Origin of the sequence: Nonomuraea sp. NPDC049421 (genome assembly GCF_040677005.1) — a bacterium.
Lineage (GTDB): Bacteria > Actinomycetota > Actinomycetes > Streptosporangiales > Streptosporangiaceae > Nonomuraea > Nonomuraea salmonea.
The window spans coordinates 145,339-169,486 of the sequence record NZ_JBFAQA010000025.1; the positions used below are offsets into that span (position 1 = coordinate 145,339).

General features: G+C 71.4%; 21 protein-coding genes and 1 pseudogene. 10 read left to right on the forward strand and 12 right to left on the reverse strand.

The window, feature by feature from the left end; translation table 11 throughout:
- Window positions 1-199: 199 nt before the first annotated feature.
- Complete coding sequence (locus AB0K18_RS35060; RefSeq protein WP_364923178.1) at window positions 200-1,156, forward strand: terpene synthase family protein; 957 nt, start codon at window positions 200-202, stop codon at window positions 1,154-1,156.
- Here the strand turns inward: AB0K18_RS35060 and AB0K18_RS35065 are convergent.
- Together AB0K18_RS35065 and AB0K18_RS35070 are read right to left on the reverse strand one after the other, a co-directional pair.
- The gene (locus AB0K18_RS35065) at window positions 1,153-2,742 is read right to left on the reverse strand and encodes a prenyltransferase/squalene oxidase repeat-containing protein (RefSeq protein WP_364923181.1); all 1,590 of its coding nucleotides are present in this window, start codon (window positions 2,740-2,742) and stop codon (window positions 1,153-1,155) included. The genes AB0K18_RS35060 and AB0K18_RS35065 overlap by 4 nt on opposite strands.
- On the reverse strand, window positions 2,700-4,052 hold the full coding sequence (locus AB0K18_RS35070; RefSeq protein ID WP_364923184.1) for a cytochrome P450: 1,353 nt from the start codon (window positions 4,050-4,052) through the stop codon (window positions 2,700-2,702). The genes AB0K18_RS35065 and AB0K18_RS35070 overlap by 43 nt, the downstream gene beginning before the upstream one ends.
- A gap of 441 nt (window positions 4,053-4,493) precedes the next feature.
- Here AB0K18_RS35070 and AB0K18_RS35075 point away from each other — a divergent pair, with 441 nt between their 5' ends.
- Window positions 4,494-5,516 carry a polyprenyl synthetase family protein gene (locus tag AB0K18_RS35075; RefSeq protein WP_364923187.1) on the forward strand — a complete coding sequence of 341 codons (1,023 nt, stop codon included), beginning with the start codon at window positions 4,494-4,496 and terminating at the stop codon, window positions 5,514-5,516.
- Window positions 5,517-5,581: 65 nt separating this feature from the next.
- The gene (locus tag AB0K18_RS35080; protein ID WP_364923189.1) at window positions 5,582-6,511 is read left to right on the forward strand and encodes an aldo/keto reductase; all 930 of its coding nucleotides are present in this window, start codon (window positions 5,582-5,584) and stop codon (window positions 6,509-6,511) included.
- 108 nt (window positions 6,512-6,619) lie between these two features.
- Here AB0K18_RS35080 and AB0K18_RS35085 read toward each other — a convergent pair.
- Window positions 6,620-6,958: pseudogene (locus AB0K18_RS35085) on the reverse strand (STAS domain-containing protein); the annotation flags it as partial.
- Between the two features lie 144 nt (window positions 6,959-7,102).
- Between AB0K18_RS35085 and AB0K18_RS35090 the strand changes: the two are divergent.
- Entirely contained in the window at window positions 7,103-7,570 is a 468-nt protein-coding gene (locus AB0K18_RS35090; RefSeq protein WP_364923192.1) for a helix-turn-helix transcriptional regulator, read from the forward strand.
- Here the strand turns inward: AB0K18_RS35090 and AB0K18_RS35095 are convergent.
- Together AB0K18_RS35095 and AB0K18_RS35100 are read right to left on the reverse strand one after the other, a co-directional pair.
- Window positions 7,556-9,049 (reverse strand): MFS transporter, encoded by a 1,494-nt coding sequence (locus tag AB0K18_RS35095; protein ID WP_364923196.1) that lies wholly within the window; start codon window positions 9,047-9,049, stop codon window positions 7,556-7,558. The genes AB0K18_RS35090 and AB0K18_RS35095 overlap by 15 nt on opposite strands.
- Entirely contained in the window at window positions 9,046-9,651 is a 606-nt protein-coding gene (locus AB0K18_RS35100) for a TetR/AcrR family transcriptional regulator (RefSeq protein WP_364923198.1), read from the reverse strand. The genes AB0K18_RS35095 and AB0K18_RS35100 overlap by 4 nt, the downstream gene beginning before the upstream one ends.
- A 147-nt stretch (window positions 9,652-9,798) precedes the next feature.
- On the opposite strand from AB0K18_RS35100, the gene AB0K18_RS35105 reads away from it, so the two are divergent.
- Window positions 9,799-10,344, forward strand: a complete 546-nt coding sequence (locus AB0K18_RS35105) for a helix-turn-helix domain-containing protein (protein WP_364923201.1) — start codon at window positions 9,799-9,801, stop codon at window positions 10,342-10,344.
- Here AB0K18_RS35105 and AB0K18_RS35110 read toward each other — a convergent pair.
- Together AB0K18_RS35110 and AB0K18_RS35115 are read right to left on the reverse strand one after the other, a co-directional pair.
- Window positions 10,282-12,183 (reverse strand): wax ester/triacylglycerol synthase domain-containing protein, encoded by a 1,902-nt coding sequence (locus AB0K18_RS35110; protein WP_364923203.1) that lies wholly within the window; start codon window positions 12,181-12,183, stop codon window positions 10,282-10,284. The two genes, AB0K18_RS35105 and AB0K18_RS35110, sit on opposite strands and share 63 nt — an antisense overlap.
- A gap of 146 nt (window positions 12,184-12,329) precedes the next feature.
- A complete protein-coding gene (locus tag AB0K18_RS35115) occupies window positions 12,330-13,376 on the reverse strand; it encodes a sulfite oxidase (protein ID WP_364923206.1) in 1,047 nt (348 codons plus the stop codon).
- Between the two features lie 248 nt (window positions 13,377-13,624).
- On the opposite strand from AB0K18_RS35115, the gene AB0K18_RS35120 reads away from it, so the two are divergent.
- Window positions 13,625-14,050 (forward strand): YkvA family protein, encoded by a 426-nt coding sequence (locus AB0K18_RS35120; RefSeq protein WP_364923209.1) that lies wholly within the window; start codon window positions 13,625-13,627, stop codon window positions 14,048-14,050.
- A gap of 235 nt (window positions 14,051-14,285) precedes the next feature.
- On the opposite strand, the gene polX is transcribed toward AB0K18_RS35120, so the two are convergent.
- The gene (gene polX / locus AB0K18_RS35125) at window positions 14,286-15,965 is read right to left on the reverse strand and encodes a DNA polymerase/3'-5' exonuclease PolX (protein WP_364923211.1); all 1,680 of its coding nucleotides are present in this window, start codon (window positions 15,963-15,965) and stop codon (window positions 14,286-14,288) included.
- A 66-nt stretch (window positions 15,966-16,031) separates the two neighbouring features.
- Window positions 16,032-17,000: an aldo/keto reductase gene (locus AB0K18_RS35130; RefSeq protein ID WP_364923214.1), complete on the reverse strand. Its 969-nt coding sequence runs from the start codon at window positions 16,998-17,000 to the stop codon at window positions 16,032-16,034.
- A gap of 44 nt (window positions 17,001-17,044) precedes the next feature.
- On the opposite strand from AB0K18_RS35130, the gene AB0K18_RS35135 reads away from it, so the two are divergent.
- Window positions 17,045-17,533: a carboxymuconolactone decarboxylase family protein gene (locus AB0K18_RS35135; RefSeq protein WP_364923216.1), complete on the forward strand. Its 489-nt coding sequence runs from the start codon at window positions 17,045-17,047 to the stop codon at window positions 17,531-17,533.
- On the opposite strand, the gene AB0K18_RS35140 is transcribed toward AB0K18_RS35135, so the two are convergent.
- Entirely contained in the window at window positions 17,511-18,548 is a 1,038-nt protein-coding gene (locus AB0K18_RS35140) for a zinc-dependent alcohol dehydrogenase family protein (RefSeq protein WP_345386755.1), read from the reverse strand. The two genes, AB0K18_RS35135 and AB0K18_RS35140, sit on opposite strands and share 23 nt — an antisense overlap.
- Before the next feature lie 145 nt (window positions 18,549-18,693).
- Between AB0K18_RS35140 and AB0K18_RS35145 the strand changes: the two genes are divergently transcribed.
- Window positions 18,694-20,091, forward strand: coding sequence for a glutamate--cysteine ligase (locus AB0K18_RS35145; protein WP_364923220.1), 1,398 nt, complete (start codon window positions 18,694-18,696; stop codon window positions 20,089-20,091).
- A 177-nt stretch (window positions 20,092-20,268) separates the two neighbouring features.
- Window positions 20,269-21,183, forward strand: a complete 915-nt coding sequence (locus tag AB0K18_RS35150; protein WP_364923223.1) for a hypothetical protein — start codon at window positions 20,269-20,271, stop codon at window positions 21,181-21,183.
- Here AB0K18_RS35150 and AB0K18_RS35155 read toward each other — a convergent pair.
- Entirely contained in the window at window positions 21,178-21,906 is a 729-nt protein-coding gene (locus tag AB0K18_RS35155; protein ID WP_364923226.1) for a PaaX family transcriptional regulator C-terminal domain-containing protein, read from the reverse strand. The two genes, AB0K18_RS35150 and AB0K18_RS35155, sit on opposite strands and share 6 nt — an antisense overlap.
- A gap of 31 nt (window positions 21,907-21,937) precedes the next feature.
- On the opposite strand from AB0K18_RS35155, the gene AB0K18_RS35160 reads away from it, so the two are divergent.
- Window positions 21,938-23,599: an acyl-CoA dehydrogenase family protein gene (locus AB0K18_RS35160; protein WP_364923228.1), complete on the forward strand. Its 1,662-nt coding sequence runs from the start codon at window positions 21,938-21,940 to the stop codon at window positions 23,597-23,599.
- On the opposite strand, the gene AB0K18_RS35165 is transcribed toward AB0K18_RS35160, so the two are convergent.
- The gene (locus AB0K18_RS35165; protein WP_364923230.1) at window positions 23,589-23,957 is read right to left on the reverse strand and encodes a hypothetical protein; all 369 of its coding nucleotides are present in this window, start codon (window positions 23,955-23,957) and stop codon (window positions 23,589-23,591) included. The two genes, AB0K18_RS35160 and AB0K18_RS35165, sit on opposite strands and share 11 nt — an antisense overlap.
- Window positions 23,958-24,148: the final 191 nt, after the last annotated feature.

Genomic DNA, 24,148 nt, shown 5'->3' on the forward strand with positions numbered 1-24,148 from the left:
CGAAACTGTAGCGCAGGACAATGTGCCCCTCAAGCAACTCCAAACCCTTTGCGCACAAATATCCGATTTTTGACAGATTTAGTCAGAAATCGTGCAAAATGGATATCCTGCGCGGGTGAGTGATCCTTCCTCCGCATACTTCGACATTCGCAATGACCTTGCGGATCGCCTGCTCAAAGCCTCCCATCAGCTTGCCGGGGTGCCCGAACGCGACCGTGCGGCCGTCCTGACGGCGGCGCTCGACGCCGTGCCGGAGGCCGACCGGTTGCTGGGCCCCCACACCACCCTGTTCGCCGACGGCGACAGCGCCTCCAGCAGGCTCGCCTTCAGCTGCCTGTCCGCCGCCGCCACCTTCCCCGCGGCCACCCGCGACCAGATCGCCGACCTCGGCGCGCTGACCGCAGTCCTGTTCGGCATGGACGACATCGCCGACAGCATCGCGGGCGACTGGTCCGACGCCGACGTGGACGCGTTCTTCGGCCGCATCAAGGGCGTCCTGTCCGGCTCCGAGCCCGGCGGCGCCACCGGAGACGCCGGCCCCATGGCGGCGGCGCTGAGCGCGTGGCGGGCGTGGTGCGCGCGCTTCCGCGCCCACCCGGGCGCCGCCGCGCACACCCCCTCGCTGCTCGGGCAGCTCGACCTGGCCGGCAGCGCCATGGCGCTGGAGCGCCGATGGGCGATCGGCGGCGAGCCGTGGCCCGGCTACGACCGCTACCTCGCCAACGGCGGCCTGACCATCCTCTACCGCACCTGGTGGGCGGCCGCCCTGGGCGTCTGCGGCCCCGAGCCGGCCCGTACCGGGCACTGGGCCGCGATCGAGCCGGCCACCGCGCTCGGCGCGGAGTGCATGCGCCTGGCCAACGACCTCAGGACGTTCGAGCGCGAGCGGCGCGAGGGCAAGCCGAACTCCGTGCTCATCCTCGAACGCGCGGGGACGAGCACGGAGGCCGCCGTGGAGCGGGTGAGCGCGCACATCGCCGAGCTGAACGCCGCGTTCGACGCCGAGCTGCGGCGGCTGCCCGCCGAGCTGGCCGGCGTCGTCGAGGGGCAGCGCAGGAGCGTCGCGTTCAACGGCGCCTGGTACATGGCCAGGGACACGCACGCCTACACCGTGCGCGAGCTGGCCGAGGACGCCAGGTCGGAGTCGCACGGCTAGGACACCACGGCCGTCCGCGTCGCCAGGTAGGACGAGGCGATGATCGCCGCGCGGGTGATGGCGAACGGCGCGTACAGGTCCTTGTCGTGCCAGAGCGGCGGGTGCTCGCCGCCCGTCGAGCCCGCCAGGTAGGCGAGCCCCCGGTCAGCGGCGGCGACGCGCCGCGGATCGGCCCGGCCCTCGGTCAGCAGCAGCACCTGCATGGCGTACGCGGTCTCCTCCGCGGTGCCCTCCCAGCGGCCCCACGACCCGTCGGGCCGCTGGGTGGCCAGCACCCACTCGCCCGCCTCCCCCACGGCCGGCGCCACGCCGGGGCCGCCGAACGCGTCCAGCGCCAGCGCGCAGCTCGCCGTGGCGTAGTAGGGCGAGGCGTGCCACCGGTCGGTCCAGCTCCCGTTCGGCTCCCTGCGCTCGGCGATCCAGGCCGACAGGTCGGCGATCGTCTCGGCGTAGCGGGGCGCGGCGTCGGGGCGGCGGGCGACGTACTGGCCGAAGGCGTCCAGGACGTGAGCGTTCACACTGACGGACGTGCCCTGCTCACCCGGCCAGGTGGCGAAGTGCGTGCCGGAGCGGAAGCGCCACAGGCTCTCCGGCTCGTACGGCACCCCCGCAAGCGCCAGCGTGTACAGCGCCACGGAGGTGGTGTCGGCGTCGGGCGGCAGGCCGTACCCGGCGGGCGTTCCCTCGGGCCCGATGGCGGCCCTGATGTCGGCCAGCATCTCGGGCGGCACCTCGACGGGCACCCCGGCGCGTACCAGCCAGCTCAGCACCCAGCTCCGCTCGAACACCGTGATCGGCAGTCCCACGGGCACCGGGCCGCCGTGCAGCCGGACGACGTCCTCCAGATGCCGCCTGGCGGACTCGCCGTCCGCGCCGGTCTCCGAGCGGCCCAGCCAGGCGGCCGTGGCGGCGGGGGAGGCGCCGATCGTGCCGATCACCGTCGGACGGATGCCGGGCGCGCCCGCCGCCTCCGCGCCGGCGATCTCCAGCGCGTGCAGCAGCTTCTCCGGCACCTCTGCGCCCGACCTGACCCACTCCCTGACGAGCGTGAGCGTGTCGTAGTTCATGCCCTCGGGCAGCGGCAGCGGCTCGTGACCCGCGCCGAGCGCGCCGAGGTGCTGGTTGATGAGCGCCACCAGCGACGGCACGATGTGCTCGATCGCCGGCATGTCGGGCAGGTCGAGCCGGTCCGCCAACCAGCCGCCGAGCACCGACAGGCCGCGCTCGGCCGTCTCCAGCAGGCGGGCCCGGTCGATGCCGGGGTCGCTGCGAGTGAGCGCGGCCAGGACGCCCTCCGTGGCGCTGAGCGTCGGCACCAGGCCGTAGCCGTCGGGGGCGCCCCAGGAGCCGTCGGGGCGCTGGGTGCGGGCGAGGTAGCCGATGCGCTCGCCGTGGCCGGTCAGCCAGGGAGCGAGCGAGACGAGGCGGCCGGTCTCGTACACCGAGGGAGACACCTGGCCCCACGGGCGCAGCATGAGGCTGGCGATCAGGTCGTTCGCGACCGCGGTGAGATCTTGCGGTCCGCTGGTGATGTCCACGGGGTTCACGCCGCCCGCCGCCCCTCGACGGGGTGCAGGCGCAGCCACAGCTTCTCCTTCGGCCGTACGGACGCGCCCGGCAGCGGGGTGAGCCGCTGCGGGTTGGTCAGCTCCGGCCGGTAGCGGCTGAGCACGTTGGCGATGACCAGCGGCGCCTCGACGTAGAACAGGTGCTGGCCGAGGCACACGTGCGGGCCCGCGCCGAACGGGATGAAGGAGTAGCGGTGCTTGACCACGGCCTTCTCGTCGGCCCACCGGTCGGGGTCGAACACCTCAGGCCGGTCCCAGAACTCCTCGAGCCGGTGCGTCGTGTACGGGCTGACCAGCACCTGCGAGCCGGCCTTGATCCGCATGCCGCCGATCTCGATGTCGTTGACCGCCTGCCGGGGGATGATCCAGGCCGACGGATAGACCCGCAGCAGCTCCTGCAGCACCATGCGCAGGTAGGGCAGCCAGCCGACGTGCTCGGGGCGCACCGGCTCGCCCCCCACCACATCGTCGATCTCCTCGCGCAGCCGGGCGTTGACGTCGGGGTGGTCGTGCAGCACCGACCACAGCCAGGTCAGCGACATGGCGGTGGTCTCCGACGCGGCGCCGTAGATGCTGACCAGGTCGTCGCGCACCTGCTTGAGGTCGGCCTTGCCCTCCTGTTCCAGGCGGGCCGCCAGCAGCTTGGAGACGACCTCCTTGCTGGAGGTGTCGCCCTCGCGCTGCGCCTGCTCGATGAGCGGGTAGACGATCTCGTCGATCTTCTGCGCGGAACGCAGGAAGGCCCGGTCGCCGGGCACCTTGACGGAGTACGGGGCGAAGGGGAACAGCAGCCGGAACCCGATCGACGTGGCGCACGTGGCGAACTCCGGCGCCAGCCGCTCGGCGGTGTCGCGCGAGATCCGGCCGCCGAACAGCACCTTGATGACGGCCTGGTTGACGATCGTGGTCATCTGGTGCCCGCCGTCGATGGGGCGGCCCGTGGCGGCGAAGTCCTCCAGTTCGACGATGCACTCGTCGATGATGTCGGCCATGTCGTCGGCCAGCGACGCGATGTAGCGCGAGGTGAACAGCGGCGCGAGGATCTTCCTCGTGGACGCCCACGTCTCGCCTTCGCCGAGGATGCTCTGGCCGGTCACGCGGTGCAGCGGCCGCCAGAACATGCCCTCACGGGCGAAGTTGGTCCAGTCGGTCTTGAGCACCTGCTCCACGTGCTCCGGATGGGAGACCAGATACGGTCGGAACGGGCCCAGGTTCACCTGGACGATCCGGCCTTTGGCCTCGGTTCCCATGTTGGCCAGTTCCGTCACCGGGTCTTTCACCAGCCTCGGGAGGGCCCGGAAGAAGGGAACGACGTGGGGAGTGGACACGGAGGGTTCCGTGGGGTGCGGCATGGCGGCGATCCCCGATCAGAGAGCGTTATGTAGCTAGAAGTCGGCTATGTGAGAATTTCTCACTCATTGAGTGATTATCGTACGAAAGTGCGTGTATGATCAAGCTTGGGCGAATGGTGAGATGTTGCCCCTCTTGTTTCATTCACGGAGGAATGATGGTGGTCGGTTCCACTCGTACTCCGGCTTCCGGCTCCCTCACCGACGTCCTCTACCAGTCGTTTCTCCCAGGTGCGATCGTGCGCGCCACCCCGGGGCCGCCTGTGCCGGCGGTGCTCGGGACGCGTGTCAGCTCTGTGGATCAGCTCTGTGGACATCTGTCTCACATAACGGACATGTAATGACGGATGTCAAATCCACAGTGGAGTATCACATGCTTCTGCATGGATTTTCAAGATCAACCGGAGGTAGGAGCACCCGATGAACGTCAGCCGGCCGGGCGTTCTGCCGCAGGGCGCCGACTCCCTGGCGCGCTACCGGAGCCTGCTCGAACCCGCACTGCGCGAGGCCGTCGGGGCCCTGCACCCCTGGGGCGCCAGCATGGCCGCGTTCACGCTGGGCTGGTCGGACGTGGACGGCAGCCCGCGGCAGGGCGGCGTCGGCAAGGGTGTCAGGCCCGCCCTGGTCATGCTCAGTGCCGAGGCGGTCGGCGGCAGCGCCGAGTCCGCGCTGCCCGGCGCCGTCGCGGTGGAGCTGGTGCACGCCTTCTCCCTGGCGCACGACGACATCATCGACCGCGACGAGCTGCGCAGGCACCGGGACGCGCTGTGGAAGGCGTACGGCGTGGGGCCCGCGCTGCTGACCGGCGACGCGCTGCTGGCGCTGGCCGTCGGCCAGCTCGCCGGACGTCCCGAGGCGATGCCCTACCTGTCGGCGGCCCTGATGGAGCTGGTCCAGGGGCAGACCGCCGACATGGCCTTCGAGAACCGGCCGTGGCGCGGGCCCGGCGAGGTCACCGTGGACGAGTACGCCGAGATGGCGGCGGGCAAGACCGGCGGCCTGCTCGGCGCCGCCGCCGCGGCCGGCGTGGCCCTGGGCGGCGCGCCCGAGCTGGCCGGGCGCATGTGGGACATGGGACGCGACCTCGGCGTCGCCTTCCAGATCGCCGACGACATCCTCGGCATCTGGGGCGATCCACGTATGACCGGCAAGCCCGTCCACGGCGACCTGCGGCGTGAGAAGAAGACCCTGCCCGTGCTCGCCGCGCTCGCCGGCGGCGGTCCCGCCGCCCGCGAGCTGTCCGACCTGCTCGTCTCCGGCGTGGACGGCGAGGAGTCCGTACGGCACGCCGCCCACCTGGTGGAGGCGGCCGGCGGCCGGGCCGGCGCCGAGGACCTGGCCCAGCGGTACGTCACCGCCGCGCTCGGCGTGCTGGACGAGTGCCTGCCGGACGCCGCGGACCTGCGCGCCCTGTGCGGCTCCCTGGTGCACCGGGTCAGCTGATCGACCCGTGATCGGGTCAGGGGGCGGGTCGTTCCGCGTGGATGCGGCCTGGCGATAATGGCGGGATGAGATCCATCGGCAATTCCGACCTGTCCGTTTTCCCGATTTCGCTCGGCACGAATGTGTTCGGCTGGACGGCGGACAAGGAGACCTCGTTCGCGGTGCTGGACGCGTACGTCGAGGGCGGCGGCAACTTCCTCGACACCGCCGACGTCTATCCGGCCTGGGAGACGGGGGAGTCCACGTCCGAGATCATCATCGGGGAGTGGCTGGCCGCGCGCGGCAACCGCGAGTCCGTCGTGCTGGCCACCAAGGTCGGCATGCTGGAGGGGCGCAAGGGCCTGGCCGAGGGCACGATCAGGGCGGCGGTCGAGGACTCGCTGCGGCGGCTGCGTACGGACTACATCGACCTCTACTGGGCGCACGTCGACGACCAGGAGACGCCGCTGGCGGAGACCCTGGGCGCCTTCGACGCGCTGGTCCGCGAGGGCAAGGTCCGTCACGTCGGGGCGTCCAACTACACCGCTCCCCGGCTGGCCGAGGCGCTCAAGATCTCCGACGAGGAGGGCCTGGCCAGGTACGTGGCGCTGCAGCAGCCGTACAACCTGGTCGAGCGCGGCTACGAGGGCGAGCTGCGGGACGTCGTGGCCCGGGAGAGGCTGTCGAGCACCCCGTACGCGGGGCTCGCCCGCGGTTTCCTGACCGGCAAGTACGCGCCGGGTGTCACCGTGGACAGCCCCCGCGCACCGAGGGCGGCCGAATATCTGGACACCCCGCGCGGTCCCAGGACGCTGGAGGCCCTGACCCAGGTGGCGGAGGGCCGCGGCGCGGCGCCCGCGACGATCGCGCTGGCCTGGCTGGCGGCCCAGCCGACGGTGGCGGCGCCGATCGCCAGCGCGCGCACCGTCGAGCAGTTGCGGCCTCTGCTGGCGGCGGCCGGGACGACGCTGACCGCCGAGGAGCTCACGCTCCTGGACGAGGCCTCCCGTCCCTGACCGCCCGCCCGTTCAGGACAGGCCGCCCGTTCAGGACAGGCCGTGCTCCCCGCACCAGGCCTCGACACCGCCGGCCTCGCTCTCGACGACCTGCTTCCAGTGCGGGTCGGCGGTGATCGCCTCGCTGACGGAGGAGTGGGAGGCGAAGACGGCGGTGAGCCCGGTGATGCGGAAGATCTTGGAGATGCGCTCGGTGGTCATCACCAGCGCCAGCGAGCCGTCCAGCGTGCGCAGCCGCTTCAGGCCGCCGACCAGCACGCCGAGGCCGGTCGAGTCGAGGAACTCCACCGTGCTCAGGTCGGCGACGATGTGCACGACGCCCTGGCCCGCGAGGTTGACCACCTGCTCCCGCAGCTTCGGAGCGGTGAACACGTCGACCTCACCGGCGATCTTCAGCACGGCACAGTCGCCGACCGGTCCTACCACCTCGATGCGGATGTCTTGCATGTCGCGCCTCACCATCGGCCGTATCAGTCGGTCTGTCATCGGCAACATTGACGGGGAACTCTGTACATTGACGGTACTGCCGCGATCGCCCCGCCGTCAACGCTTGGCTGTCGGTGTCATCGTGCAGAATGACACCTCGAAGGGGTGATCACATTGCGGGTCGAAGAGGCCATCGGCCGCCAGATCGCACGCCTGCGCGCCGAGCGCGGCATGTCACTGACCGAGCTGGGCGAGGCGCTGGGCCGCTACCTCGACCGCCACTGGAGCCGGCAGGCCGTCCACCAGGCCGAGCGCGGCCAGCGCTCCTTCACCGCCGCCGAGCTGACCGCGCTCGCGCTCGTCCTCGACACCTCCGTCCCGGTGCTGTTCCGTGCCGAGAACGACCGCATCGAGCTGCCCGGCGGCGCCGTCTCGCCCGAGGACTACCGCGGCGTCCTGCTCAACCGAGAGCCCGACATGCCGCTCGACGGCGTCGAAGAGCTGATCATCGCCCTCCACGACATCGGCGAGGTGCTCTCCCGCCCCGCCCTCGCCCGCCTCGCCCGCATCGGCCGCGTAGCCGACCAGGTGGCCGGCCCCGACCCCACCCCCGACGGCTCAGTGACCGGCTGACACGTCCAGGTGGCGGGGGGTGAGGAGCCAGACCGCCAGCGTGCCCGCCAGCATCAGCACGGCGCCCGCCGCGCTCGTCACCACCAGCGACTCGGTGAACGCCGCGCGCGCCTGCTCGGCCAGCGCCGCGCCCGCCGCGCCCAGTTCCCCGGCCACGCCGAGCGCTCCGCCCAGCGACTCCCTGGCCGCGGCGCCTGCCACACCGAGCGCGGGCGCATCGAGCCCCGCCCGGTAGACGGCCGCCGCGACGCTGCCCAGGACGGCCACGCCGAGTGCGCCGCCCACCTCGTAGCTGGTCTCCTCGATGGCCGCCGCACTGCCCGACTTCGCGGGCGGCGAGCCCGACATGATGGCCGCCGAGGCGATGGCGAGGGAGCCGTTCCCGAGGCCGACCAGGGCCAGCGCCACCGCGACCGGCCAGTAACCGAGCGGGCTCGGGGCGGCGTACAGCAGCAAGAACGCCAGTCCGGTCAGGGCCAGCCCGCCCGCCAGCACCGTACGCGCGCCCACCCGCCTGGCCAGCGAGGGCGCCAGCGGCGAGGCGACGACGGCGGCGAGCGCGGCGGGCAGCAGCCGTACGCCGGTCTCCAGCGGCCCGTACCCCTGCACGAGCTGCATCCACTGGGCGAGCAGCAGCAACACGGCCGCCATCGCGATGGACGTGGTCAGCGCCGTCACGACGCCCGCCGAGAAGGGCGCGCTGCGAAACAGCCGCAGCTCAAGCAGCGGGTCGGGCCGCCGCAGGCAGCGCAGAGCGAACCACCCGAGCGTCACCGCCGCGACCGCGCCCGCCCCCAGGGCGGCGGGGGAGGCGAGCCCGTCCTTGCCGAACGTCTTGACCGCGTACACCAGCGCCACCATGCCCGCCATCGACAGCACCGTGGCCAGGGCGTCCCACCGGCCGGGGGCGGGGTTCGCCGACTCGGGCAGCAGGAACACTCCGGCGCCGATCGCGACGGCCATGACCGGCACATTCACCAGGAACGCGGCCTGCCAGCCGAAGTGCTCGAGCAGCAGCCCGCCGACGATCGGGCCGAGCGCGGCGCCGGTCGCGGCCATCGCCGCCCACACGCCCAGCGCCTTCGCACGCTCGCCCGGGTCGGTGAACAGGTGCCGGATCAGGGAGAGCGTGGACGGCATGATCATCGCGCCGCCGACGCCGAGCAGCGCCCGTACGGCGATCACCTCCGTCGCGCCGCCGGCGACGGTGACCGCCAGCGACGCCAGCCCGAACGCCGCGAACCCGGCCAGCAGCATGCGCTTGCGCCCCCACCGGTCGCCCAGCGCGCTCGCCGTGACGAGCAGCCCGGACAGCACCAGCGAGTACGCGTCCACCATCCACAGGAGCTGCACCGAGTCCGGCCGCAGGTCCTCGGAGATGGCGGGCAGCGCCACGTTGAGCACGGTCATGTCCATGACGACCATCAGCACGGACGCCGACAGCACGACCAGCGCGGCCCACCGCCGCCCCCGGCTCATCCCAGACCACCTTCCACCCGCTCACCCTCGCCCCCGCGGCCGTCCGCACCGGTGCCGTGCAGGAACGTGGTCCGCAGCAGGTGATGGACGTCGCGCCGGGCCACGTCGCCGCGGCGCAGGCTCTCGCGTACGGTCACCATCAGCCCGAACACCGTGTTGCTCACCCAGCGCACCGGCAGGTCGGCGCGGAGCACCCCGGCGCGCTGGGCGGCGGCGTAGAACGCCAGCTCGCGCTCCTCCAGCTCGTCGGCGCGCCGCCGCAGCTCGGGCTCGATCATGAGGGTGTAGTCGGTGAGGCCGAAGCCGTACTCGTCGGCGATCTCGACCATGCCGGCGACCAGCGCGTCCAGGGCCTCGGCGAGCGCGCCGGGGTCCTGCGAGCCGGTCGCCGCGACCAGCCCGCAGCGCTCCTGCACGTGCTCCCACTGGTCGTGGGCGCGGTGCGCGAGCGCCAGCATCAGCTCCTCGCGGCTGCTGAAGTGGCGGTGCAGGGTCGCTCTGCTGACACCGACGGCCTCGGCGAGCTGGGCCATGGAGGCGATCGGGTTCTCGTTGAGGTGATGGATGGCGGTCTTCATGATCTGGTCGCGCGTCACAGCCATGTAAAGCACCTGAGTTTCAAGTGAGACATATTTGTCTCATACGCTACACGGTGGTTTCGCGTGCCGTGTACCGAGTGACACGTGCGACACCTCTCTCGCCCCGATGGCATGGCAAGGCACTTCCGCCCCGCATTAGGGTGCTGAGCTGTGGTGATCGGTGACGTCCGCACGCGCATCCTGGACGCGGCGGAGGAACTGTTCGCGGGCCGCGGCTACGAGGCGACCACGACCGCGGTCATAGCGAAACTTGCGAAAGTGCCCAAGCGGCTGATTGCTCAACACTTCCCCGACAAGATCGACCTGCTGGTCGCTCTCGTCAACGAACGCGCCGTCATCGAGGAGGGCCGCGAGGTCGACGCCGTACCGGGCGACCTGGCCGGCACCCTCGCCCGGCTCGCCCGCGCCCTGCCCCTGCGGGCCTCGCCGGCCATGCGGCGCATCCTGTTCCGCGAGGCCGACACCCACCGTTCCGTCAAGGAACGGCTCGGGCGGCTCAACGGCGAACTCGTCAGGCGGGCCAGGTTCGCGCTGGAGCTGGCCACGCCCGGGGCGCGCGGCGACGCGGCCAGGCTGGAGGTGGCGGCGGCCATGTTCGCCGCCGCCCTGCTCTACCAGGAGAACCTGTGCCAGCTAACCGGCCACCAGATCGACCCCGACGCCGTCGCGGAACTCATCGCCCACTCGCTCGTCTGACAGCTCGTCCAGCGCCGTGCGCAGGTGGCCGAGCAGGCTCCACACGTCGTCCACCAGCTCGGGGCAGGCGACGATGCCGAAGTCGAGCATGCCGTCGTACGAGAAGCAGGTGATGGTCAGGCCGCCGCTGACGTCGGTCAGCACCGACAGCGGGTAGTACGACAGCACGCGGCCGCCGCACAGGTACAGCGGGAACTGCGGGCCTGGCACGTTGCTGACGATCAGGTTGACCGGCGGGAAGGCCATGCCCGCCAGCCGGAAGATGGCGGGCGTGGCCAGGCTGGTGACCGGGGCGGGCAGCAGCGAGCACAGCTCGCTCGGCCACGTCGCCGGCGCCAGGGCGAACCTGCGCTTGGCCCGCCCCATCACCGCGCCCATGACCCGCAGGCGCTCCTTCGGGTCCGGGACGTTCGTCGGCACGGGCGCGACCATGGCCGAGATCTGGTTGCCGACGAGGTCCTTGCCGCCCGGCCTGCGCACCGCGACGGGCACCGCCACGATCAGCGGCTCGTCGGGCAGCGCGTCCCGCTCCCGCAGCCACGAGCGCAGCGCGGACGCGCACAGCGTCATCACCACGTCGTTGACGCTGATGCCGTTGGCCTTGGCGACCTGCTTGACGTCCTTGAGCGGCAGCGACCCGAACGACAGGTGCCGCCGCGCACTGATCGGCCCGTTGAACGGCGTCCGCGGCACCGCGAGGCTGGGCAACTCCGGCCGATGCTGCCTGTCCCCGCTGACGGCCCGCGCGGCCCTGGCGATCAGCTTCGCCCCGGGCAGCCCGGCGGCCAGCGGAATCGCATCGAGATCCTCCGCCGCCCTCATCACGGACCGAGCAGCCCGCAACGGCTGCGTAGCCCCATGCAGTACGGCTGCAGCCAACATCCCGACAACCCCCGGCTTCGCCCCGGGCCCCGCCACAGCGATACCCCTCACCCCCGCCTCCGGCCCAGCGTCCGCGACGGGCACAACCTCGACGCCCGTCCCCGGCCCAGCGTCCGTGACGGGCACGACCTCCACGCCCGTCCCCGCCTTCGGCGTCGCGGCACTCTCGGGACGCGCGCCCGTCTCCGGTCGGGCACCCGCTCCCAGCGCTGCGCCTGCCTCCGGTCGGACGCCAGCTCCCGGCGCTGCGCCTGCCTCCGGTCGGACGCCAGCTCGCGGCGCTGCGCCTGCCTCCGGTCGGGCGTTCGTGCCCGGCGCTGCGCCTGCCTTTGGTCGGGCGGGCGCGTCCGGCGCTGCGCCTGCCTCCGGGCGCACGCCCGCCTTTGTCGCCATCCCCGCCTTCGCCTCCTGGCGTCGACCCGTTCGTGAGGCGGGAGGGGGCGAGGGGCGGCCTTGGCCGATGCCGTCCGGGGGGAGGTGGCCGTCTGGGGTGAGGTCGAGGAGGGCGGCGAGGGTCTCGGCGCCGGAGACGCCGTCGATGGCCGCGTGATGCACCTTCGTGTAGACCGCGACCCGCCCACCCCGCAGGCCCTTGATCAGGTGCATCTCCCACAGCGGTCGCGTCCGGTCGAGCCGTCGGGCGTGGATCTCGGCGACCGCCTCGGCGAGCAGGCGGTCGTCGCCCGGCGCGGGCAGGGTCAGTTCGAAGAGGTGGTGGCCGATGTCGAAGGCGGGGTCGGCGATCCAGTAAGGGAGGTCGAGCCCCAGCGGCACCTCCGCCAGGCGCAGGCTGAGCGCGGGGGAGAGGTGCAGGCGTGCCAGCAGCAGCGCCGCCAGCGAGTCGCGGTCAACAGCCCCGTCCGCCGGGTCGAGCACCGCCAGCCCCGCCACGTGCGCGGCGGTGGTGGCCGTCTCCACATGGAGGAACTGCGCGTCGAGTGCGGTCAGCTGACGCATCGGCTCTCCTTTTCCCTGGGATGCGGGCAGCATCACATGACGGGATTTCTGGAAGGTTTCCCGCCGAGTCTTCCAGATGAATTCGGCCGCGCCGGACCCGGCCTTTCCCGTAATCAAGGACGAGGCCCGGGATTGTTGCCTTTTCCCTAGTCGAGGACGACGTGCACGGGATGGCGCACGACCGCGTCGAAGTGGTAGCCGAAGGGGTGACGGGGCCGGGTGAGCGGCTGCGTGGCGCCGGTCTCGTCGGTGGCGCGGGCCATCAGCAGGCGGGTGCCGGTGTGCCGGGGCGTCCACTCCACGTGCCACGGCAGCCAGGCTCTCGCCAGGTGGTGGCCATGGTGCTCGGCCACGCGCCAGGTGAGGCCGCCGTCCATGCTCACCTCGACGCGGACGATCCTGCCCTGCCCCGACCATGACCGCCCGCGCAGGATCCGCGTCCGCGACAACGGCACCCGCGCATTCCACGCCACCTCGAAAGCACTCTTCACCGGCTGCGTGGTGACGTCCGGGTAAAAAACGGTGTTCCACGGAGTGAAGAGCGGAACGGTGGAAACTTCCAGCTCCCCGAGCCATTTGATGGACGCGATTCCCACCCATCCCGGCACCACCAGCCGCACTGGAAATCCATGGTCGGGAGGAAGCGGCACGCCGTTCATTTCGTAGGCCACGAGCACGTCGTCCATGGCCTTGTCGATGGGCAGCGGCCGGCGTACGTGGCCGTGCTCCTCGAACTGCGCGTCGAGCCCGATCGCCAGGACGTCCACCGCCTCGGGCAGGACTCCGACCTCCTTGAGCAACTGCTTCAGCGGCACCCCGCGCCAGCGCGCCACCCCGATCCCGCCGAGGCCCCACTGGGTGCCGGGTGCGCCGTCGTGCTGCTGCGTCCGGTAGAAGCGCCGCCCGTTGCCGGCGCACTCCAGCGCCACGTCGTACGTACGGGACGGCATGGCCCGCAGCTCGTCATAAGTGAACGCCCGTGGCCGCCGCAGTCCCGGGCCGTGCACCTGCAGCCGCCAGGTGGTGACGTCGATGAGAGGGGTGGAGGTGTGGTTGCGGACGAAGAACCGGTCGTTCGGCGTGTGGTAGCCCAGCCCGGCCATGGCCTCCCACCGCATCTCGGCGCTGTTGCCGTGCACACGGAACAGGTGGTCGGGCAGCGGCTTGATGATCGGCGCCGTGGCTTGCCTCATGCAGCATCACCTCGTTGTGACTATTTCCTACCTGGAAACCATATAATCTCCTGGGGCTGACTCCGCGCGCCCTTTCTTGCCGAAACCTGCCCCACCTGGACCGGAACGTTCCACACCCGAACACCTACCCGCCCCCACATCCCCCACCAACCCTCACTAACAGGGACCTTCGTCTGAGTTGCCACCGATGCGTGACGGTTGCACCGTAAGGGGAGGCCGGGGCGGTGAGCGGAGGGTGTTGAGCGGGCGTGAGCGAGGCGTGGTGGTGGGAGCTGCTCATAGGGGTTGCGGTCGCTGTGGTGGTTTCGTGGGCGGGGCTCGTGGTCGCGCTCGCCGTCGTCCGGCCGCGCGGCGGGCTGCTGCGGGAGTCGTTGCGGCTGTTGCCCGACATGTTGCGGCTCGTCCGCCGCCTGGCCGCCGACCGGGATCTGCCCCGCGGCGTACGGGTCCGGCTCTGGCTGCTGGTGGCTTACCTGGCGGTGCCGATCGACCTGATCCCGGACTTCATCCCCGTCCTCGGGTACGCCGACGACGCCATCATCGTCGCGGCCGTCCTGCGTTCGGTGGTGCGCCGGGCCGGGCCCGACGCGGTGAGGAGCCACTGGCCCGGCACCCCTGACGGCTTCACCGCGCTCACCCGCCTTACCGGTCTCCCGGCCGAGCGCCCCCGATAGCGAACCCGGTAGCGAACCCGGTAGCGAAAGGGTCAGCCGCTCCAGGGCTGAAGGCGGTCACGCCACACCCACAGCCCCTTGTGCTCACCCTCCTCTGAGCCGCACCCAGGGCTCGGGACCCGCGCCTCACTGCGGCGCAGGCGCAGGTGACGTGGACGGCTCCGTGGACGGCGGCAGCTCCGCCCGCTTGTCGTGCTTCTTCCCGGGCCCCGTACGGACGGGAGCCGGCCGTGCGTCACCGGCCCAGGAAGGTGAGCAGACGATCGAGGGGCCAGGTGTTGATGACGTCGTCCGTGGTCAGCCAGGCCCGCTGCGCGATGCCCACCCCGAACCGCTGGTGGGCCAGGTGCGGGATGGCATGGGAGTCGCTGTCGATGGAGAACTTCACCCCGTGGTGCCGGGCCAGCCGCACGAGGTCGGACGGCAGGTCGGAGCGGTCGGGGTAGGAGTCGATCTCCATGGCGGTGCCGGTGCGCGCGGCGGCGCGGAAGACGGCGTCCCAGTCGGCGTCGACGGCGGGCCGCTTGCCGATCTTGCGGGTGGTGGGATGGCCGATGATGTCGACGTAGGGGTTTTCGCAGGCCGCGATGAACCGCCGGGTCATCTCGTCGCGCGACATCGTGAAGTGGGAGTGCACCGAGGCCACGCACACGTCGAACTCCCGCAGGATCTCCCCGGGCCAGTCGACCGAGCCGTCGGGCGCGATGTTGAGCTCGGTGCCGTGGAGCAGCCGCATGTCCGGATAGCGGGTCTGCAGCTCGGCCACCCGCCCCCGCTGCTCCAGCGCCTTGTCCAGGGTCATGCGCTGCATCGCGAGGTCGGGCGCGTGGTCGGTGACCGCGTAGTAGGAGTAGCCGCGGGCGTGACCGGCGGCCACCATGTCCTCCAGGCTCGCGATGCCGTCGGTGAGGTCGGTGTGGGTGTGCAGGTCGCCCTTGAGGTCGCCCAGCTCGACCAGCACCGGCAGCTCGCCCGCCAGCGCCGCCTTGACCTCGCCACCGTCCTCGCGCAGCGGCGGCGGCACGTAGTGCATGCCCAGGGCGTGGTAGATGTCCTCCTCGGACTCGGCGGCGATCACCCGGTCGCCCTCGAACAGCCCGTATTCGGACAGCTTCCAGCCCTTCTTCACCGCCATCTCGCGGATGGCGACGTTGTGCTCCTTGGAGCCGGTGAAGTATTGCAGCGCCGCGCCCCACGACCCGGCCGGCACCACCCGCAGATCGACCTGGATGCCGGCGGTGGTGCGGATGGAGGTCTTCTTGTCGCCGGCGGCGATGACCTCGGCGACGTAGGGCTGGGCGCGGAAGTCGTCCATGATGGACTCGGGCGCGACGGCGAGGATGTCGATGTCGCCGATGGTGTCCTTCATGCGCCGCAGCGACCCGGCGTAGGCGATGCGCTCGGCCTTGAGCGACCCCATGACCTGCTCGGCCAGGGCCATCGCGATGCCGATGTGCACCCGGCGGCCCGACTGCTCGAGCTGCTCGACGCCCTTGAGCAGGTTGGCCAGGGTCTTGGGGCCGAGGCCCTTGACGCCGTCGAGGCGGCCCGAGGTGATGGCCTCGCTCAGGGCCACCGTGGAGTCGATGCCGAAGTCCTCGTACAGCATGATCGCGGTCTTGGGCCCCAGCGAGGGCACCTTGGTCAGCCGGCGCACGCCGTCGGGGACGCGCCCGCGCAGGTCGTCGAGCTGGCGGAAGCTCCCGCGCTGCAGGAACTCCTCCATCTTCTTCGCGATCGCCTCGCCGACCCCTGGGACCGAGCGCACGTCGACGATCGAGATGTCCTCAGGGAAGCCCGCGATGGCCTTGGCGGCCTTCTGGTAACTGCGCACCCTGAAGGCGTCGCCGCCGGTGAGCGCGAACAGCTCCGCGTATTCCTGCAGCGCCGCCGCAGCCTCCTCGTTTGCCCGCATGCCCATACCTTAGGACCTCGCTCCGACAATCTTGCCGGCCCGTGAACGAGGCCCCAGGGCAGGTGGTCAGAAGCGGACCTCGCGCGGCCGGTACGGCTGCTCCAGGAAGGCCGCCTCGTCGTCCGACAGCGTCACCGAGACGGCGGCCAGCGCGTCGTCGACGTGCCGCTCCTTCGTGGCGCCGACGATGGGCGCGGTGATCTCGGAGCGCCGCAGCACCCAGGCCAGCGCGAGCTGCGCCGCGGGCACGCCGCGGTCGGCGGCGAGCTGGGCGACCCTGTCGATGATGAGCTTGTCGTTCTCGGGGTCGTACAGGGACGCGATGCGCTGGTCGGAGCCGGCCCTGGCGGTCTCGGTGGACGAGCCGGCCCTGGCCAGCACGCCGCGCGCCAGCGGGCTCCACGGGATGACGCCCACGCCCTGGTCGGCGCAGAGCGGCAGCATCTCGCGCTCCTCCTCGCGGTAGAGGAGGTTGTAGTGGTTCTGCATGGAGACGAACCGCGCCCAGCCGTTGACGGAGGCCACGTGCTGGGCCTTGGCGAACTGCCAGGCCCACATGCTGGAGGCGCCGATGTAGCGGGCCTTGCCCGCCCTGACGACGTCGTTCAGCGCCTCCATGGTCTCCTCGATGGGCGTCTCGGAGTCCCAGCGGTGGATCTGGTAGAGGTCCACGTAGTCGGTGCCGAGGCGGCGCAGCGAGGCGTCGATGCCGTCGAGGATGTGCTTGCGTGACAGGCCGCGGTCGTTGGGGCCGTCGCCCATCTGCGAGTACACCTTGGTCGCCAGCACGTAGTCCTCCCGCCGGGGGAAGATCGCGCGCAGCGCCTTGCCGGTCACCACCTCGCTCTCGCCGGCGCTGTAGACGTCGGCGGTGTCGAAGAAGTTGACGCCGCCGTCGACCGCCCTGCGGATGAGCGGTTCGGCCTGGTCGAGCGGCAACGTCCAGGCCAGCTTGGCGGGATCGCCGTAGCTCATCATGCCGAGGCACAGCTGGGAGACCTTCAGGCCTGTGTTACCAAGTCGCACATAGTCCATGAATGTCACCCTATGTCGGGCTGAGTGGGGGCATGTCTACCGGCATGAGACCTCGAGTGCGGCCGCTGCCACCCGACGAGTGGGACGACTTCACGAAGGCGAACCCGTACAACGTGTTCGCCACCCTCGCCCGCCACCCCGGCCTCTACCGCGCCTGGTTACGCTTCGGCGGCGCGCTGCTGGACGGCGCGCTCCCCGCCCGCGACCGCGAGCTGGCCATCCTGCGCACCGCCCACCACTGCCACAGCGCCTACGAGTGGGCCCAGCACGTCCGCATGGCCCGCCAGGCGGGGCTCACCGACCAGGAGATCGACTCCGTGCGCCGCCCCGACGCGCTCTGGCCGGTCGAGGACCTGCTCGTGCTGCAGGTGGCCGACGACCTGCACTACGCGGGCGACCTGACCGACGCGACCTGGGCGGCGCTGTGCGACCGCTATGACGAGCCGGCCAGGATCGAGCTGGTCATGCTCGTCGCCCACTACCGCATGCTGGCGCTGGTGCTCAGGACCTTCAGGGTGCAGATCGAGGAGTGATCATCGTGACGCCCGGCACCGAGCCCATCGAGGCCAGCGCCTTGCCGGCGTCGGCGAGCCCGATCGTGCGGGTGACGAGCTGGTCGGGGTGCAGGACGCCGGCCCTGATCATCTCCAGCATCGGCGGGTAGGCGTGGGCGGCCATGCCGTGGCTGCCGAGCAGCCGCAGCTCGTGGGCGATCACCCGGCCCATGGGGATCGGCGTCGGCCCGCCGGGCAGCAGCCCGACCTGGACGTGGCGGCCGCGGCGGCGCAGGCTCTCGACGGAGGCCGCGCACGTCTGGGGGCTGCCCAGCGCGTCGAGTGAGACGTGCGCTCCGCCCCTGGTCAGCTCCCTGACCTGGGCGGCGGCGTCGCCGTCCGAGCCGTTGACGAAGTGGGTGGCGCCGGCCAGCTCGGCCAGGTGCAGCGCGTCGGTGCTGATGTCGACCGCGACGACCCTGGCGCCGGCCGCGGTGGCGATCATGATGGCGGACAGGCCGACGCCGCCGCAGCCGTGCACCGCCACCCACTCGCCGGGCCGCACCTCGCCGACCTGGGCCACCGCCCGGAACGCGGTGGCGAACCTGCAGCCCAGCCCGGCCGCGGTGGCGTAGGCCATGTCCTCGGGTACGGCGACCAGGTTGACGTCGGCGTGGTCGATGGCGACGTACTCGGCGAAGGAGCCCCAATGGGTGAAGCCCGGCTGCGTCTGCCGCTCGCAGACCTGCTGGTCGCCGGTCGCGCAGGCGGCGCAGGAGCCGCAGGCGCAGATGAACGGCACCGTGACCCGCGCCCCCGGCCGCCAGCCGCGCACGTCGGAGCCGACCGCCTCGACCACGCCCGCCAGCTCGTGGCCCGGCACGTGGGGCAGGACCTTGATGTCGGGGTCGTGCCCCTGCCAGCCGTGCCAGTCGGACCGGCACAAGCCCGTCGCCTCGACTCTGATCACCGCTCCGTGCGGGGCGGGGGAAGGGTCGGGCAGCTCACGTACGTCGAGCTCACCACCGAAGATGTCAAAGGCAACCGCGCGCATCTCATGAGCTTAGAGCGCGTCGCCGCAGGTCGCGCAAGGCCCAGGGGGTCAGAGGACGGATCCGTACAGGATCGCAGATCCTGCCCTTGACCTGGAGGTTCACCGGAAAACGTGTTAACGGCGGCCTCCTGGACAGAAGACGGCGATGGGAAAGGATCTCGACAAGGAACGATTTACCGAGGCGGAGTTCACCCGCTTCGGCGAGCGTTGCGAGCAGCAGCTCGGCGTCCTGCGCGAGCTGCTCGCCACCCCCGGCTTCGGCGAGGGCCCGATCACGATCGGGGCCGAGCTGGAGCTCTTCCTGATCGACGAGGAAGGACGGCCGCTGCCGCGCAACAGCCAGGTGCGCGACGCTCTCGACGACCCCCGTGTGGTGCTGGAGCTGGGCCGCTACAACATAGAGGTCAACCTGACCCCGACGCCGCTGGCGGGCCGGCCGTTCGAGGCCATGGGCGCGGAGGTGCAGGAGACGATCACCAAGGTCGACGGCGCGGTGACCGGCGGCGGCGCGCTGCCCATCGGCATCCTGCCGACGCTCGACACCGAGGACTTCACGCTGGGCGCGATGAGCGACCAGAACCGCTACCGCGCCATGAGCAGGGGGCTGCGGCGGCTGCGGCTCGAGCCGTTCCTGGTCAAGATCGACGACCTGGAGCTCTCCGTCGAGGACGTGATCCTGGAGAGCGCCAACACCTCCTGGCAGGTGCACATCCGCACCCCGCCGGAGCGCTTCGCCCGGCTGTTCAACGCGGCGCAGCTCGCGATCGGGCCGGTGCTCGCGGCGTGCGGCAACTCGCCGTTCTTCCTGGGCCGCGAGCTGTGGGAGGAGACGCGGATCGCGCTCATGGAGGAGGCCGCGGACGATCGCGACGTGCAGCGGCCCGAGCGCAGGGACGGGCGGGTGACGTTCGGCTCCGACTGGGTGCGCGAGGGCGCGCACGAGCTGTTCGAGCGGTACGTACGCGACTACGACCCCATCGTGCCCGACCTCACCGAGGGCGCGGACCCGCACGAGGTGCCCGAGCTGCGGCTGCACCAGGGCACGATCTGGCAGTGGAACCGCCCCGTCTACGACCCCGCGGACGGCGGTCACCTGCGCATCGAGATGCGCGCCCTGCCCGCCGGGCCCTCCTGCGCGGACATGGCCGCCAACACGGCGTTCCTGCTGGGGCTGACGCTGTCGCAGGCCGAGCGGGACCTGACCGGCTACCGCTTCGCGCAGGCGTACCAGAACTTCTACCGCGCGGCCATGGACGGGCTGGACGCCAAGCTGTCCTGGCCCGGCAGGGAAGGCGAGCACGAGGCCGCCGAGCTGGTGCTGTCGCTGCTGCCCGAGGCGCGGGAGGGGCTGCTGAAGGCAGGGGTGACGCCGTCCGACGCGGACCGCTCCCTTGACGTGATCGCGCAGCGCACCCGGCTGCGGCGGACCGGGTCGGTGTGGCAGCGGGAGGCGCTCGCGCGCTTCGGCGGCGACCGGCGGCGCATGGTGCGGCGTTATCGCGAGCTGGCTCTGTCGGGGACGCCCGTGCATTTGTGGAAGTGATGGCAAACCATATTTCCCGCCCATCCGTCAAACTGGTCAAGAGACGGAAAAGGTGAGGAAGTTATGGCGGCATCGGGGATGGTATCCACCGATACAGCGCCTTTTGCGCTGAATCGGGCCACGGGCGATCTGGCGGAAGGAGCGGACAAACTCGCCGGAGAAATCGGCAGCACCGCCGTGGAGGCGGTGCTCGCCAACGCCAACAGGACAGGGAAGAACAAGGGCGCGGCGGCCGCGATGGGCTCGATGACGCCCAGGCCGGACAGCTGGTACGCCTTCGACGACAAAGACCAGGACACCGCCGACTGGTACCCCCAGGGTCTGACCGGCAGCGACGACTCGGGGAACATCGGCGTCCCGGCCTTCGTGATCAGCTGGTATTTCCGGCCGACGGCCGGCGAGCGGGGCATCAGGGTGTCGTTCCTCAGCCCCCAGACGCTCAAGTATCAGCACGCGCTGCTGGTGCTGGCCAAGCCCGACGGGTCGTACGGGCCGATCAACATCCACGCGGGCGGCGTCGCCTGCTTCGGCGACCTGCTCTATGTCGCCGACACCACGCGCGGCCTGCGCGTCTTCGACCTCAACAAGGTGCTCGACCTGCGCACGGCGCAGAAGGACCTCGGCGACGGCAACCGCGTCGGGCGGCACGGCGGCAAGCTGCACGCCTTCGGCTACCGCTACGTCATCCCCCAGACCGACTTCTGGCGGGTCGCCACGGCGGGGCCGCGCTTCTCGTACGTCGCGATCGACCGCAGCGGCGACACCCCCAGGCTCGTCACCGGCGAATACCGCGACCCCGGCACGGATGGGTGGGTCGCGCGGTGGCCGCTCGACCTGGAGGGCGGGGCGCCCGAGGACGCCTACGTCACGGGGCACGCCAAGATCCAGGGCGCGGTGTCGTACGACGGGAAGTGGTACCTCAGCCAGGCCGTGAACTCCACCACCAACGGCAGGCTGCGGGTCTTCGACGGCGACGCGGCGACGACCAGGCCGTTCCCCATCGGGCCCGAGGACCTCACCGTGCAGGGCGGCAAGCTGTGGAGCGTCACCGAGTTCCGGCGCAAGCGCACGGTCTTCGGCGTGCCCCTATAGCCGCAGGTGCTTCTGCAGGATCTCCCGGTAGCGGCGGTCGAAGTCGTCGTAGCGGGCCCGCAGCCCGGCGCCCGGCCAGCCGGCCGGCAGCAGTTCGTCCGGCAGCAGCGGGTCGGCCAGCAGATGGCGCAGCACCGCGGCCGAGACCAGGAAGCCATCGGCCAGGTCGCCGGTGTCCAGCGCCCGGTCCAGCGCGCGCTCCAGCCGCGCCGCCGCCGCGGCCCAGCCGTCGAGGTCCCACAGCAGGGGAGTGGGATCGTCATGCGGGCGGCCGTCGATGAGCGTGCACTGCGCGGTGACGATCTCGGGCCAGTCGCGCACCAGGTTCGCCGGACGCAGCCAGGTGCCCTCGCGCAGCTCCGCCAGGCGCAGCGCGGTCATCGTGTGACGGAACGCGGCCCGGTCGGCGGGCGCGCGGCGCTCGGCGGTGACCACGACCACCTCCCACGTGCCGTCCCACGGCTTGACGTGCGGGTCACGGCTCTCGTCCTGCCTGGCCTGGCGCTCGACCAGGCGCTGCGACAGCGCGTACGCGCCGCCCTCCTGCACCAGATCGCCCGCCGCGACCATGCGCGACAGGGCCACCCTGACGGTGCCCTCCGCGATGCCGAACAGCGCCCCGATGCGCACCAGGTGGCGGGCCGGCAGGCGGGGCGGGTGGCTGCCGAGCAGCGCGCTCAGCACCGCCGACCGTGCGCTCAACGTTCCGTTACGCTCTTCCATCGCGTGTCGAGTATATGTAACACTCGCGGGTATGGGCCGGTACCTCGTCGAGCCGTTCGACCACAGCGACCGTTACGCCACCGAGCGCTACCAGGGCGCGGAAGGCCGCAACTGGTGGCGCTGCGACCCCACGCTCCAGCTGCTCATGCGCCGCCGGCTGGGTGAGGGCCATGCCTGGGCCGAGCCGCACCTCGACCGGCTGGGCGCGCTGATGGGCGGGCTCGTCGCGCGCTCCGCCGAGGAGACCGACCGCAACCCGCCGCGGCTGGAGAAGTACGACAAGTGGGGCAGGGACGTCAGCCAGGTCGTCATGCCGCCGTCCTTCCACGCCGCCCGCGACGCGCTCATGGCCGACAACTTCATCTCGCCCGCCTTCGCCGAGCAGGCCAGGGCCCATGGGGCCGACCCGGCCGCGCTGGGGGCCGCGTGGACGTACCTGCTCGATCAGGCCGACATCGGGATGGGCTGCGCGCTCGGCACCGGCGGGGACATGGTCGTCTCGCTCGCCGAGAAGCACGCGCCCGCGGACGTACGGGACCGGGTCAGGGAGATCTTCGCCAACGGCTTCTACTCCGGCGAGGCCGCTCAGATGTTCACCGAACGGACCGGCGGCTCCGACCTCGCCGCGCTGGAGACCGCCGCCACGCCCGCCGGGGACGCGTGGCTGGTGACCGGGCTCAAATGGTTCGCCTCCAACGCCGACGGTTCCGCCTTCGTCGTGCTCGCCCGGCTGCCAGAGGGGGCGGTGGCGCCGTTCCTGGTGCTGTGGGAGCGGCGGGACGGCAGCCGCAACGGCGTACGGATCAGGCGGCTCAAGGACAAGCTCGGCACCCGGTCGGTGGCGTCGGCCGAGGTCGAGTTCACCGGCGCGGAAGCCTTCCTCCTCGCCGGCCCAGGCTCCGGCTCCGGATCGGGGCTCGGCACGATGATGAAGCTCACGAACGCCTCCCGCCTCGGCGTCGCCATGATGGGCGTCGGCGTGGCCAGGCGGGCGCTCGTCGAGTCGATCTGCTACGCCGCCACCCGCGAGGCGTTCGGCCGGCCGCTCATCGAGCAGCCCCTGATGCGCCGCAAGCTCGGCGAGCTCATCGTCGAGGTCGAGGCCGCACAGGCGATGGTCTTCGACGGCCACCTCGGGCCCCGGCTGCGGCTCGGGCCCGCCCTCATCAAGCTGCGCGCCTCCCGGCTCGGCGTCACCGCCGCCAGCGACGCGATCGAGGCGCACGGCGGCAACGGCTACATCGAGCAGTGGCCCGTCGCCCGGCTGCTGCGCGACGCCCAGGTCAACCCGATCTGGGAGGGCGGCGACAACATCCTCTGCCTCGACGTGCGCAGGGCCATGGAGAAGGAGCAGGCCCACCTGCCCTTCCTCGCCCACCTGCGGACGCTCGCCACCTCCGACCTCGTCCGCACCCGCATCGAGGACCTCGCCAAGGCCGTCGAGGTCTGGTCGTCCCTCGACCGCGCCACCGCCGAGGCGAGGTTGTACCCCCTGGCTCAGTTCATGGCCGACGTCTACGCCGCCGCCCTCCTGGAGGACCAGGCCACCTGGGGCCTGGACGACGCTCGCAAGTCCTTGGTCGCCCGCCTCTACACGGAGACGCACCTCACCGACCCCGGCCCCCTCCGCGGCCTCGACCGCCCCGCCACCGACCCTTTCGACACGCTGCTGGCAGGCGCCGTCACCCTCTGAACACCTCATCGAGGACCGGAATGGCCAGCACCCTGGTCAGCCAGGTGTGGAGTTGTGCGGGGTCGGTGCAGGCGGAGATGCGGGCGCGGAGATCGTCGGGGACGTCGATGCGACGGGCGTACAGCGCGGTCATCAGCGCCGCCGCCAACCCTGCGGCCCTGCCCTCTTCCCTGCCTTCCGCTAGGCCGGTCGCGAAGCCTTCTGCGAATCCGCGGGCGAAATATTCTCTCGCGAAAGGGCTGTAGACCGGCCAATCGGTGGACAAAAGAGAAATGCGGTCATCGGTCGTTTCGGTGGGGGTGTCTCGCCCGGCCGTGTCCACGGGCGAGCTTGTGATCTGCGGCATGGCGTCCATCATTGCATCAAGGAAAAGCAAAGCGATGGGTTTTCGCGTTTGTTCGCCGGGGGCTTAGGGTCGCCCCCTGAGAGCGTTTTTCGGAATTGTGCTGATATATGGATGCAAAGTCGGGTGGCTGGTCGGGGGCGGGGCGTCGGCGTACGCTCGGGGCGTTCTCCGAGGAGTCCGCACGCCTTCCCGAGGAGGGTCGC